This is a genomic window from Tardiphaga sp. 866_E4_N1_4 (assembly GCF_052076075.1).
Lineage (GTDB): Bacteria > Pseudomonadota > Alphaproteobacteria > Rhizobiales > Xanthobacteraceae > Tardiphaga > Tardiphaga robiniae.
Genome location: NZ_CP197242.1, coordinates 4,391,739 through 4,404,496, shown reverse-complemented (window position 1 = coordinate 4,404,496; position 12,758 = coordinate 4,391,739). Strand labels below are relative to the sequence as shown.

10 protein-coding genes are annotated in these 12,758 nt (G+C 62.7%); 7 read left to right on the top strand and 3 right to left on the bottom strand.

Annotated elements, in window-relative coordinates:
* Positions 1–27: 27 nt before the first annotated feature.
* Positions 28–705, bottom strand: a complete 678-nt coding sequence (locus tag AB8B20_RS21325) for a PilZ domain-containing protein (RefSeq protein WP_338117628.1) — start codon at positions 703–705, stop codon at positions 28–30.
* Positions 706–870: 165 nt separating this feature from the next.
* Positions 871–1,668, bottom strand: coding sequence for a class I SAM-dependent methyltransferase (locus tag AB8B20_RS21320; protein WP_120287745.1), 798 nt, complete (start codon positions 1,666–1,668; stop codon positions 871–873).
* A gap of 182 nt (positions 1,669–1,850) precedes the next feature.
* Between AB8B20_RS21320 and rutA the strand changes: the two genes are divergently transcribed.
* The gene (gene rutA / locus AB8B20_RS21315) at positions 1,851–2,951 is read left to right on the top strand and encodes a pyrimidine utilization protein A (protein WP_439073709.1); all 1,101 of its coding nucleotides are present in this window, start codon (positions 1,851–1,853) and stop codon (positions 2,949–2,951) included.
* Positions 2,952–2,999: 48 nt separating this feature from the next.
* Here rutA and mutM read toward each other — a convergent pair whose 3' ends face one another.
* On the bottom strand, positions 3,000–3,905 hold the full coding sequence (gene mutM / locus AB8B20_RS21310) for a bifunctional DNA-formamidopyrimidine glycosylase/DNA-(apurinic or apyrimidinic site) lyase (RefSeq protein WP_439073710.1): 906 nt from the start codon (positions 3,903–3,905) through the stop codon (positions 3,000–3,002).
* 94 nt (positions 3,906–3,999) lie between these two features.
* Between mutM and ubiE the strand changes: the two genes are divergently transcribed.
* The 6 genes from ubiE (at position 4,000) to tsaE (ending at position 12,539) form a co-directional block, all read left to right on the top strand.
* Positions 4,000–4,761 carry a bifunctional demethylmenaquinone methyltransferase/2-methoxy-6-polyprenyl-1,4-benzoquinol methylase UbiE gene (ubiE, locus tag AB8B20_RS21305; RefSeq protein WP_120288096.1) on the top strand — a complete coding sequence of 254 codons (762 nt, stop codon included), beginning with the start codon at positions 4,000–4,002 and terminating at the stop codon, positions 4,759–4,761.
* Positions 4,758–6,326, top strand: coding sequence for a 2-polyprenylphenol 6-hydroxylase (gene ubiB / locus AB8B20_RS21300; protein ID WP_093757889.1), 1,569 nt, complete (start codon positions 4,758–4,760; stop codon positions 6,324–6,326). Before ubiE ends, ubiB begins: the two co-directional genes overlap by 4 nt.
* Before the next feature lie 61 nt (positions 6,327–6,387).
* A complete protein-coding gene (coaBC, locus tag AB8B20_RS21295) occupies positions 6,388–7,848 on the top strand; it encodes a bifunctional phosphopantothenoylcysteine decarboxylase/phosphopantothenate--cysteine ligase CoaBC (protein WP_439073712.1) in 1,461 nt (486 codons plus the stop codon).
* Positions 7,845–8,309, top strand: coding sequence for a dUTP diphosphatase (gene dut / locus AB8B20_RS21290; RefSeq protein WP_439073714.1), 465 nt, complete (start codon positions 7,845–7,847; stop codon positions 8,307–8,309). The genes coaBC and dut overlap by 4 nt, the downstream gene beginning before the upstream one ends.
* A gap of 172 nt (positions 8,310–8,481) precedes the next feature.
* Complete coding sequence (locus AB8B20_RS21285; RefSeq protein WP_439073716.1) at positions 8,482–11,004, top strand: ATP-binding protein; 2,523 nt, start codon at positions 8,482–8,484, stop codon at positions 11,002–11,004.
* Between the two features lie 11 nt (positions 11,005–11,015).
* Positions 11,016–12,539 (top strand): tRNA (adenosine(37)-N6)-threonylcarbamoyltransferase complex ATPase subunit type 1 TsaE, encoded by a 1,524-nt coding sequence (tsaE, locus tag AB8B20_RS21280; RefSeq protein WP_439074058.1) that lies wholly within the window; start codon positions 11,016–11,018, stop codon positions 12,537–12,539.
* Positions 12,540–12,758 lie beyond the last annotated feature (219 nt).

Below are 12,758 nucleotides of genomic sequence, written 5' to 3'. Positions count from 1 at the left end.
TCGGGCTCCGAAGCCCGCAGACGTTTGCTAGTCCACTTCCTCGTACATCGAATCCATCTGCGCCGCGAACGGCGTCGCGCGCGGCGGCGGCGCTGCGGGCGCGCGGATGATCCGGCGTTCGAGCTGTTCGCGGTTCTGCTGCTCGACGAATTTCACTGCGAATCCGCCCTGGAGATGGCGCACCACGCGGCCGACGCAGGCGCCGACGGCGAGCGGCGTTCCGACCTCCGGCTGCACATCGGCCGAGATCGCGGCGCCGGACACGGACATGTCGATGACGAAGCAGTTCTTCATACTGCCGTCGGCGAAGGTCAGCATGGAATGCGGACTCGCGGGAATGAGGCGCGCCTGCTTGCGTTCTTCCCGCACCGTGGGGTCTTTCTGGAATTTCTCCAGCCAGGTCAGCTTGTCGGAGAGCTTCTGACGCATCGGCGGCGTCATGTTGAGTTCGAGCAGGAAGCTGCCGGAGATGGTGTCACTGATGCGGCCTTCGAGCTGACCGAAGTCGCCGAAATAAGGCGTGATGCGATCGCCGATCCGACCGACCACCGGCACATCGACAATCATCCGGAACGGCGAGACGCGGCTGGTCCGGCAGGCAAAGCTGCGCGGATTGCCTTCGGAATCCAGCCAATTCGACAGCGTATATTGCCCGCTGACAACGACGTTGACAGCCCGCTGCTTGAGGAATTTTTCGACGGACACAGGTTCATCCTCTACGGTACATTTCCACCACCATAGAAAACCCAACCACGCCAGCATTTGCGCCCGCCTTGGTTATTGCGTTACTTATATACCCCCTCAAGTTGAGGAAATATTACCGGCAAAATCCCGGCGATTGGCGCTATGGAGGCCAGAGGCTTCTCTGCCTCAGCCGGGCACCCGCCCCTTGATGGCATTGGCGCGGGCACTGCAGGTGATACGGCCGGTTGCATCCTCCGAAAGTCCCGTCCGGACGCGCGATTTGAGCTGCACAATCTCCTCCGGCGTCATCGCCGTCAGAGCTGCCTTCACCGATGGCCCTGCGGACGAGGCCGACCAGAAGTCGTCGAAATCGGTGAAGGCACGGGTGACATCGATCACGCGGGTTTCGACGTCCACCAGGCCGGCGGAGGTCCACAGCGACTGCATCACGTCGAGGCGCGATGCATCCACGCTCGGCGGAAGCGACGGCATCTGGCCCATCTTCAGCAATTCACCAAGGATCGGCTGCAGCGGGAAGCCGCCACCATCCATATCCCACGCATAGGCGGCCACCGTGCCGCCGGGTGACACGACACGCACCATCTCCGCAACGCCCTTCGACGGCTCCGGCACGAAGAAGATCACCAGCGCCATCACGGCGACATCGAAGGACTTGTCGGAAAACGGCAGTGCCATTGCGTCGCCCAGATGAAACGCCGCCATCGCAGCACCCGGCCGCGTCCGCGCATAAGCAAGCTGCGGCTCCGAGGGATCGATGCCGTCGATCACCGACGGCGCATGGCGCTCGGCGATCAGCTGCGTGAAGGCGCCGTTGCCGCAGCCGACATCGACCCAGGCAAGACCCGGCTTTGGCGCCACCCAATCCAGAAAGACCTCGCCGGCGCTGCGGCTCCAGACGCCCATCATCCGCTCATAGGACGCGCCGTCATTGAAGCGGATGGAGGGAGACGATGCGTCGGTCATGGGGAGTCCTCAATACGGTGTTGGCAGCAGATCATGGCCGGAAATGCCGGGCGCGCAACTACGTTGCCTTCACGGTGGGATCGGCGCGATGCGCACACATCGGCACGGTTGTTGCTTGGTTTATCGCAAGCAGAACAGTTCGCGACGTCCCGAGGCGTCACCCTGTTACAGAGGAGAGCGAGATGAAGGTCGGCGTATTCATTCCAATCGGGAACAATGGCTGGTTGCTCTCTGAAAATGCCCCGCAATACATGCCGACTTTCGACCTCAACAAGGAGGTGACGCTAAAGGCCGAACATTACGGACTCGATTTTGTGCTCTCGATGATCAAATTGCGTGGCTTCGGTGGGAAAACCGAATTCTGGGATCACAATCTGGAATCCTTCACCCTGATGGCCGGGTTGGCCGCAGTGACCAAGCGAATAAAACTGTTCGCCACGGCAGCGACGCTCGTGATGCCTCCCGCGATTGCCGCACGCATGGCTGTGACCATCGATTCGATTTCACATGGCCGCTTCGGCCTCAATCTCATCACCGGCTGGCAACGTCCCGAATATTCGCAGATGGGGCTTTGGCCGGGCGATGAATATTTCGCACGCCGTTACGAATATCTTTCGGAATATGTCGAGATCCTTCGCGAGCTTTGGCAGACCGGCGCCTCGGATCGCAAAGGCGAATTCTTCCAGATGGAAGACTGCCGCGTTAGCCCGCGGCCGCAAGCCGATATGAAGATCATTTGCGCCGGCCAGAGCGGCGCCGGAATGGCCTTCTCCGCAAAATACGCCGACTACAATTTCTGCTTCGGCAAGGGCATCAACACCCCGACCGATTTTGCGCCCGCCGCCGAACGGCTGATCGAGGCTACGCGGGATACCGGCCGCTACGTCACGACCTATGTCCTGTTCATGGTGATCGCGGCCGAGACCGACGAAGCCGCGTTCGCAAAGTGGGAGCATTACAAAGCCGGCGTGGATCACGAAGCGGTCGCCTGGCTCGGCGTCCAGGGCGCGGCGGATACCAAATCCGGCAAGGACACCAATATCCGCCAGATGGCCGACCCGACATCAGCCGTGAATATCAATATGGGAACATTCGTCGGCTCTTTCGCAAATGTCGCCCGCATGCTCGACGACGTCGCCAATGTGCCGGGAACCGAGGGCGTATTGCTCACCTTCGACGATTTCGTCCAGGGCGTCGAAGACTTCGGGCAACACATTCAGCCACTGATGACTTCGCGTAAGGGAGTTGCAGAGGCCGCAGCCGCCGCATTGAAAGACATGTGAGGATCGATACTCAACAACGACGTGCCGGCAAGGCCGCCCGACGCGGTGTCACCTCTGACACTTTGGACACCAGAAGGTCGACCGCCCGTTCTGCACGAAACGTTTCACGATCCCCGAACACCCATCGGTCTGGCACGGCTCGCCTTCGCGGTCATAGACCTGAAACGAGTGCTGGAAGTAACCGAGCTCGCCATCGGTCTGCCGGTGATCGCGCAGCGACGAGCCGCCGGCCTTGATGGCCTGGTTCAGCACCTCATGGATCGCCGAGACCAGTCGTTTCGAATGATCGGTCGGCTCGCCCTTCTTGGTCGCCAGTGTCGCGGCCAGCCGCCGCGGCGACAGATGCGAGCGAAACAGCGCCTCGCAGACATAGATATTGCCGAGCCCGGCGACGACGCGCTGATCCAGGAGCGCGGCCTTGAGGCTGGTCTTCTTGCCTGCGGTGGCGCCGGCCAGCATCGCCGCATCGAAGGCATTGCCCAGCGGCTCGGGGCCGATGTCCTTCAGGAACGGCTCGTTATCGATCTCGCTGCGCGCAAAGATCTTCATGAAGCCGAAACGGCGGGGATCGTTGTAGATCACTGACGGGCCCGACGACATATGGAAGACGACGTGATCATGGGCCCGCTCGTCGCTGCGCGGATGATGGAAGGCGCCTGGCATCACATTTTCTTCATCACCTGCGACAGCAGCGGGCGCATCGGACACCACCCGGAACGAACCGGACATGCCCAGATGCATCAGCAGCACGTCGCCGGAATCCAGATCCGCCAGCAGATATTTGGCGCGGCGGCCGAGACTGGTGATCATTCGGCCCTGCAACCTCCCGGCAAAATCCGGCTGAAACGGAAAACGCAGGTCTTTTCGCCGCAGCTCCAGACGGGTGATCTTCGACCCCTCCATAGCCGGCTGCAGGCCGCGGCGGACGGTCTCGACTTCGGGTAATTCAGGCATGATTCACGTCATTCACCTTGAGATGGGGACGTGATAGCCCCTATGCGGCAGGCGCGCTATGGTCCGCCGCATTGAGGCTTTTGAGATGAAAACGATGGATCAGCCGGGCGAAACCACCCATTTCGGCTTCAGGGACGTCCCCGTAGGCGACAAGCAGACGCTGGTGAACGATGTGTTCCACAGCGTGGCCCGGCGCTACGACCTGATGAACGATCTGATGTCCGGCGGCATGCATCGCGTCTGGAAGGACGTGATGATCAACGCGCTCAACCCGCCGCGCTCGGACGCGCCTTTCGCCCTGCTCGACGTTGCCGGCGGCACCGGCGACATTTCCTTCCGCGCTGCCAAGGCGTCGGGCCTCGGCTTCTCGGCGACGGTCTGCGACATCAACACCGGCATGCTCGATGTCGGCCGCGAGCGCGCCATTACCCATCATCTCGAACATCAGGTCTCCTTCGTCGAGGGCAATGCAGAAGAGTTGCCATTCGCCGACAAGAGTTATGACGCCTATACGATCGCCTTCGGCATCCGCAACGTGCCGCGCATCGACCGCGCGCTCGCTGAGGCCTATCGCGTGCTGAAGCCGGGCAGCCGTTTTCTCTGTCTCGAATTCTCGACCGTGGATGTGCCCGGCCTCGACAAGATCTATGACCTGTTTTCGTTCAAGGTCATCCCGCCGCTCGGCAAGGCCGTCACCGGCGATTCCGAATCCTATCAGTATCTCGTCGAATCGATCCGCAAGTTTCCGAAGCCGCCGATCTTTGCCGACATGATCCGCGAGGCCGGCTTCTCCCGCGTGAAATACGAACTCCTCTCGGGCGGCATCGTCGCGCTGCATTCGGGCTGGCGTTTGTGATCTCTGCACTCAATCATATGGCGCGGCTGGCCCGCGCCGGCTTCGTGTTTGCGCGCGAAGGCGTGTTCGGCGTCGTCGATCCCTCGTTGGTGCCGCCGCCGGGACAACTCGCGCTGCGCATGGCGCGGCTCATTGAGCGGCCCGGCGCCAAATCCGGCGCGCGGCTGTCGCGCGCGCTGACGCGGCTGGGACCTGCCTATCTCAAGCTCGGACAATTTCTCGCAACACGGCCCGACGTGGTCGGCGTCGCCATGGCGCGCGATCTCGAAAGCCTGCAGGACCGGCTGCCGCCGTTCTCCCTGACCGAAGCCGAAGGTGTCGTCGCCGCTTCGCTGGAACGCCCTGTGGCGCAGCTCTATGCGAGCTTCAGCCCGCCGGTCGCTGCGGCATCCATCGCACAGGTGCATCGCGCCGAGATCGACAAGGATGGTGTCCGCAAGGTCTACGCCGTGAAAGTGTTGCGCCCGAATGTCGCCGCGCAATTCCGCCGCGACCTCGGCGATTTCGCTTACGTCGCCCACAAGGCCGAAGAGCATTTTTCCGAAGCGCGGCGCCTGCGCTTGATCGAGATCATCACCACCATGTCGCGCTCGGTGGCGATGGAAATGGATCTTCGGCTCGAAGCCGCAGCACTCTCCGAGATGGCGGAGAACACCCGCAACGATTCGGATTTCCGCGTGCCGGAAGTGGACTGGGATCGTACCTCGCACAATGTGCTGACGATGGAATGGATCGACGGCATCGCGCTGAACGATCACAAGGGCCTGGAAGAATCCAACGTCGATCTGCCGGACCTTGGCCGCAAGGTGATCCAGAGCTTCCTGCGCCACGCGCTGCGCGACGGCTTCTTCCATGCCGACATGCACCCCGGCAATCTGTTCCTCGATCCTGACGGCCGCCTCGTCGCCGTCGACTTCGGCATCATGGGCCGACTCGGTCTGAAGGAGCGCCGCTTCCTTGCGGAGATTCTGCTGGGCTTCATCACCCGCAACTATCGCCGCGTCGCCGAAGTCCACTTCGAGGCCGGCTATGTGCCCGGCCACCATTCGGTCGAAAATTTTGCGCAGGCGATCCGTGCCATCGGCGAGCCGATTCACAATCGCACGGCCGAAGAGATCTCGATGGCCAAGCTGCTGACGCTGCTGCTTGAGGTCACCGGCCTCTTTGATATGCGCACGCGGCCGGAATTGATCCTGCTGCAGAAGACCATGGTCGTGGTCGAAGGTGTCGCACGAAGCTTCGATCCCAAGCTCGACATCTGGAAGGTCGCCGATCCCGTTGTCCGCGAATGGATCGAGCGCAATCTCGGCCCATTGGGCAAGATTCAGGGTGCACTCGCCGGCGCCGGCGAACTCGGCAAGGTCGCCGGCAGTCTGCCGGCCCTGGCAACACGGGCGCTGACGGTGCTGGAACAGTTGGAGACCATGACCCGCGACGGCGTCAGGCTCGACGACGCGACCATTGCCGCCATCGCGCGGGCACGGGCCAAGCAGCTCCGCTGGCGCACGGTTGGCGTCTGGGTGATCGCCCTGTCGTTTCTGGGACTGCTGCTCTCGATTCGCTAAGACTGATTGCAATGCTGGCACTTTGTGCTAGCGTTGCTGTCAAAATAGCGCGAGACGCCTCATGGCCAGCCTGACGATCCGCAAGCTCGACGACGCCATTCGCGACGAATTGCGACTGCGTGCTGCCCGCAACGGACGGTCGGTCGAGGACGAGGTGCGGGTCATTTTGCGTGAGGCCTCGCAAGACGGCCTCACGACTGACGCAAGATTTCCGCAAGACGCGCCAAACCCGGAAAACCCACCCAAGCCCTTGAAAAACATCGGCGATCAGCTCCGCGTCACGCTGATCATCGGCGGCGGAATCGCAGCCTATAAAGCGCTCGATCTGATCCGCCGCTTGAAGGAACGCGGCATCCATGTCCGCGTGGTGCTGACCCGCGCCGCACAGCAATTCGTCACGCCGCTGGCCGCCAGCGCGCTGTCCAACGAGCGCGCCTACACGGACCTGTTCGATGCGCAGAGCGAATTCGATGCCGGGCATATTCGCCTGGCGCGTGAATGCGATCTGATCGTGGTTGCGCCGGCAACCGCCGACCTGATGGCGAAGATGGCCAATGGCCTTGCCGATGATCTGGCGTCCGCTGTTCTGCTCGCATCCGACAAACCGATCCTGATTGCGCCGGCGATGAATCCACTGATGTGGAATAACGCCGCGACGCGCCGCAACGTCGCGCAATTGCAGCGTGACGGCGTAAGAATGATCGGGCCGAATGCCGGCGAGATGGCCGAACGCAACGAAGCCGGCATCGGCCGCATGGCGGAACCGACCGAGATCGCGATTGCCGCTCACACATTCCTGCGGCCACCCATGCCGAAGCCACTGGCCGGCAAGCGCGTGCTGATCACTGCGGGCCCGACGCATGAGCCGATTGATCCGGTGCGCTACATCGCCAATCGCTCGTCCGGCAAACAGGGCTATGCGATTGCCGCCGCGGCACGGGCAGCAGGCGCCGAGGTCATTCTCGTCTCGGGCCCGGTCGATCTCGACGAGGTGCCGGGCGTGTCGATGACGCATGTCGAATCCGCGCGCGAGATGCTCGCCGCGGTTCAAGCCGTACTGCCAGTGGACATCGCGATCTTTGCGGCAGCCGTTGCCGACTGGCGCGTCGTCAATGAAGGCGCCCAGAAGCTGAAGAAGACCGCCAGCCACGCGATGCCGCAGCTCGAGCTCACGGAAAATCCCGACATCCTCGCGACGATCTCGAAACTCCCCGAACATCGTCCACCGCTGGTGATCGGTTTTGCCGCCGAGACCGAACACCTGATCGACAACGCCAAAGCCAAGATCGCGCGCAAGGGCTGCGACTGGATCGTCGCCAATGACGTCTCGCCCGCGACCGGCATCATGGGCGGCGACGACAATACCGTGCATCTGCTCACGCGCAGCAAAGACAGCACCGATATCGCCGTTGATTCGTGGGCACCGATGAGCAAGGAACAGGTCGCGACGACCCTGGTCGCGCGAATCGCCGACGCGGTGACATCAAATAAATCGACGCAATCCACGAAAGACCAATCATGAGCGCTGCCATCCCCGTTCAGGTCGACGTCCAGCAGCTCCCGCATGGCGCTGGCCTCGCGCTACCGGCCTATCAGACCGCGCATGCTGCCGGCCTTGATCTGCTCGCCGCGGTTCCCGAAGACCAACCGATGATTCTCGCCCGCGGCAAATATGCGCTGGTGCCGACCGCGCTGACCATCGCGCTGCCGCCGGGCTATGAGGCGCAGGTGCGCCCACGCTCCGGCCTTGCCGCCAAGCACGGCATCACCGTGCTGAATTCACCAGGCACCATCGACGCCGATTACCGCGGCGAGATCGGCGTGCTGCTGATCAATCACGGCCCCGCGGATTTCACGATCAAACGCGGCGAGCGAATCGCCCAGATGGTGATCGCGCCGGTCACGCATGCGGAACTCGTGGTGGTCACGGCGCTCAGCGAAACCGAACGCGGCAGCGGCGGCTTCGGATCCACCGGCCGCTAGCGCGTATTTCGTCACATCGCGCAGCATTTGAATCAAAAGCGCCTGCATTTTTTAACCGGGGACTCTGCGTTCACGGTCTGGACTCTTACCCGGCGACTCCCGAAGCGGATATTGTCGAACGATTCGCGATCGGGAGGGGCTGGTCGGGAAGACGTGCGGTTTGGGGCGAATGATGTCAGGCGTGATCGCGGCGATGCGTCGGACCTTGCTGTCGTGCACTTCTATGGTGCGCGACGGGCTTGTCGGCATCAGTGCGTCTGCACTTCTGGCCACCTCCTCGGCGTCGGCCGCTGACGCACCCTTCATTACCCAGACGCTCGCCAAGCTGCTCGATCTCGATCGCCAGGAAATCGCCGCGCTGACGACCGCCACAGCGGTGCTCGGCTTCTCCGTCGTTTCCGCCATCCTGTTGATGCACAATCGTATTCGCTCGGCCAAGACCGAGGCAAAGCTGCGCGCGGAGCTGCATACGCTGCAGGTCGAATCCGACCGCTTTCGCGCCCTGCTGTTCACTGAGCCGCAGGTTCTGATCGCCTGGGCCGCAGGCGAAACCCGTCCCGATATCTCCGGCGACACCGCATTGATGATGTCGCAGGACCCACAGCAGCATCAGCCGCAGCGCATTCTCGCGTTCGGAACATGGCTGCCGCCGGAACCCGCGCTGCGGATGGATCATGCCGTCGACGCACTGCTCGATGCCGGCGAAGGTTTCCTGCTCAATCTGACGACCTCCAGTGGCCGCGCCATCGAGGCGATGGGCCGCGCCATCGGCGGCCAGGCCATTGTCCGGATTCGCGAATTGAGCGGTTTGCGCCGCGAGCTTGCCGAAGTCTCGCTGCGTCACAAGGAACTTGCGGAAGAAGCCGAAATTCTCCGCGGCTTCGCCAATGCCGCGCCATGGCCGATCTGGGCCAAGCAGGCCGATGGCCGATTGAGCTTCGTCAATGCGGCCTATGCGCGTGCGACTGAAGCGGCTGATACGGGCGATGCGGTCGGTCGCAATCTGGAACTGCTGGACAGCGACGACCGCAGCAGCCTGGCGCGTGCGCTGAACGACAACCAGCCCTTTGCCGCGCGCGTGCCGATCGTGATTTCCGGCGAGCGCCGCATCTTCGACGTCCACGCCGCCAAGGTCGCCAGCGGCAGCGCCGGCATGGCGATCGACGCCAGCGAAGCTGCCGCGCTATCAGCCGCCTTGGTGCGGATGGCCGAGGCGCATCGCCGCACGCTCGACCAGCTGTCATCGGGCGTCGCCGTATTCGACGGCCAGCGCCGCCTTGCCTTCTACAACGACTCCTATCGCCGGCTGTGGGATCTCGACCGCACCTTCCTCGACGGCAATCCCGACGATTCCAGTGTGCTCGACCGTCTCCGTGCTGCGCGAAAACTGCCGGAGCAGCCCGACTTCCGCGCCTGGAAGGCCAAGCTGCACGAAGCCTATCGTGCCGTCGAAGCCCATAAGGATGTCTGGTATCTGCCGGATGGCCGCGCGCTCTCGATCGTCACCACGCCGAATCCCGAAGGCGGCGTCACCTATCTGTTCGACGATGTGACCGAGAGCCTCGAACTGGCGCGGCGCTTCGATGGCCTGATCCGCGTGCAGCGCGAGACGCTCGACAATCTGGCCGAGGCCGTCGCGGTGTTTGGCAGCAACGGCCGCGCGCAACTGTTCAATCCAGCTTTCGCCAAGATGTGGAAGCTGTCGGACGAAGCGCTGGAGCAGCGTCCGCATATCGAAATGGTCGAAACTTGGTGCCGGCCATTGTTCGACGACACTCCGACATGGCAGGCGATCCGCAGCGCCATTACCGGGATCGACAATCGCAAGTCTGTTCCGCTCAAGCTCGAGCGCAAGGACGGCAGTGTGCTGGCCTGCATGACCATGCCGCTGCCTGATGGCGCGACCATGCTCACCTTCCAGGACATTTCGGACGCCGAGAATGTCGAGCGCGCGCTGCGCGAGCGCAACGAGGCGCTCGAGACCGCCGACCAGATGAAGGTCGACTTCGTCCACCACGTCTCCTACGAGCTGCGCTCGCCGCTGACCACCATCATCGGCTTCGCGCATCTGCTCAGCGATCCCGTGACCGGCCCGCTGATGCCGAAGCAGGCCGAATATCTCGATTACATCACCACCTCGACCGGCGCGTTGCTGGCGATCATCAATAACATCCTGGATCTCGCCACCATCGATGCCGGCGCGATGACGCTGAATCTCGGCCCGATCGATATCCGCAAGACCATCTCTGCGGCGGCCGAAGGCATTCAGGATCGCCTGGTGCGCGACCGCATCGCACTGCAGATCGACGTTGATCCCGCCATCGGCAGCTTTACCGGCGACGAAAGCCGCGTCGTGCAGGTGCTGTATAATCTGCTCGCCAATGCCGTCGGCTTCTCGCCGCATGATGCCGCAATCACGCTGACCGCGCGACGATCCGAACATACCATCACCTTCACCGTCACTGATCGCGGCCCGGGCATTCCGCCCGAGGTGAAGGACAAGGTGTTCGACTGGTTCGAGAGCCACGCCAATGGCTCGCGTCATCGCGGCGCCGGGCTCGGCCTGTCGCTGGTGCGCTCCTTCGTCGAGCTGCACGGCGGCAAGGTCCGCGTCGATTCCGCAGTTGGCAAGGGCACCACCGTCAGCTGCGACTTCCCCATCGACCAGACCGCGCATCGCAACGCCGCCGAATGACCGAACCCATCATAAACGAGCCCTGCACATTTTCGCTGGCGCTCGCAAATGAGACGGCCACTGCGCAATTGATGGCCGACCTCGCTCTGCTGATCGGCCCCGGCGATGTCATCACCCTCTCGGGCGATCTCGGCGCCGGCAAGACGGCCGCGGCACGCGCGATGATCCGCTATCTCGCCAGCGATTCTGAACTCGAAGTGCCGAGCCCGACCTTCACGCTGGCGCAGAACTATGACCTGCCGTCGTTTCCTCTCATCCATGCCGATCTCTATCGTATCAACGACGCGAGCGAACTCGAGGAGATCGGCCTATCGCCGTTGCCGGACGACGTGGTGGCGCTGATCGAATGGCCGGAGCGCGCCGATGGTACGCTGCCGCCGGATCGTATCGATATTGCGCTCAGCCATCGTCCGGCACTGGGCTCCGTGGCGCGTGCCGCGGAGATCACCGGTCACGGCAAGGCCGCATCGGTCGTTCTGCGCCTGAAAGCACTGCGTGAATTTCTCGAAGAAGCGCGCTATCTCGACGCTATCAGACAGCGCATGGCGGGCGATGCGTCGACGCGCTCCTATGCGCGGTTGATCCGCGGTGATGACGTCTTCATCCTGATGAATGCGCCGAAGCGGCCGGATGGTGCGCCGGTCTATGACGGCAAGTCCTACAGCGCAGCGGTGCATCTGGCGGAGGACGTCAGACCGTTCGTCGCCATTGCGAACGGTTTGCGCGCGCAGGGGATCTCCGCGCCGGCGATTCATCACGCCGATCTCGATGCGGGTTTCCTGATCACCGAAGATTTCGGCACGGTGCCGGTGACCGAAGGCGAGCCACCTGCGCCGATCGTCGAGCGCTATCAGGCCGCAACCGATATGCTCGCAATGCTGCACGGCAAGACGCTGCCGGAGACGCTGCCGCTGTTGCCGCATGTCGATTACGCCATTCCCGTCTTCGACACGGATGCATTGCTGGTCGAGATCGGCCTGATGCCGGAATGGTATCTGCCGGACCGCGACGCGCCGCTCGCAGATGACGCACGCACTAAATTTGTCACGATGTGGCGCGAGCTGCTGGCGAAACTCGCTGCGGCGCCAAAGACCTGGGTACTGCGCGACTTCCATTCGCCGAATATCATCTGGCTCGACGATCGCGAGGGCATCAACAAGGTCGGCGTAATCGATTTCCAGGACACGGTGCTCGGCCCCGCCGCCTATGATCTCGTCTCGCTGCTGCAGGACGCGCGGATCGACGTGCCCGAGCATCTGGAGCTGACCATGCTGACGCGCTATATCAAGGCGCGACGCGCGGCCGATTCCGCTTTCGATGCCGCGGCCTTTGCCGAGCTCTATGCGATCATGTCGGCACAGCGAAACACACGACTGCTCGGTACATTCGCGCGGCTCAACCGCCGCGACGGCAAGCCGCATTATCTCAAGCACCAGCCGCGGATCTGGACCTATCTCAACCGCTCGCTGGCGCATCCGACGCTGGCGCCGTTCCAACAGTGGTATGCGGCGCATGTACCACCGCCCCGCGGTTAGAGGCCCTTCCTTCCGAGACGAATTACGACCTCTGCGTCGTCATTGCGAGGAGCCCTTGCGACGAAGCAATCCAGCCCTCGCTTGTTGCCTTCTGGATTGCTTCGATCGGCAAAATCGCAAGAGCAATTTTGCCGGCTCGCAATGACGGAGCCGTTGGTCCCGCTGATCGACTCACGCTCTAACACTTCCTTAACTACTTATTAGTCGCACACACTCTAT

Bases quoted from the DNA above. Each gene is read 5' to 3' on its own strand.
- AB8B20_RS21320 (WP_120287745.1), bottom strand. From the start codon at position 1,668: ATGACCGACGCATCGTCTCCCTCCATCCGCTTCAATGACGGCGCGTCC.
- rutA (WP_439073709.1), top strand. From the start codon at position 1,851: ATGAAGGTCGGCGTATTCATTCCAATCGGGAACAATGGCTGGTTGCTC.
- mutM (WP_439073710.1), bottom strand. From the start codon at position 3,905: ATGCCTGAATTACCCGAAGTCGAGACCGTCCGCCGCGGCCTGCAGCCG.
- ubiE (WP_120288096.1), top strand. From the start codon at position 4,000: ATGGATCAGCCGGGCGAAACCACCCATTTCGGCTTCAGGGACGTCCCC.
- coaBC (WP_439073712.1), top strand. From the start codon at position 6,388: ATGGCCAGCCTGACGATCCGCAAGCTCGACGACGCCATTCGCGACGAA.
- dut (WP_439073714.1), top strand. From the start codon at position 7,845: ATGAGCGCTGCCATCCCCGTTCAGGTCGACGTCCAGCAGCTCCCGCAT.
- AB8B20_RS21285 (WP_439073716.1), top strand. From the start codon at position 8,482: ATGTCAGGCGTGATCGCGGCGATGCGTCGGACCTTGCTGTCGTGCACT.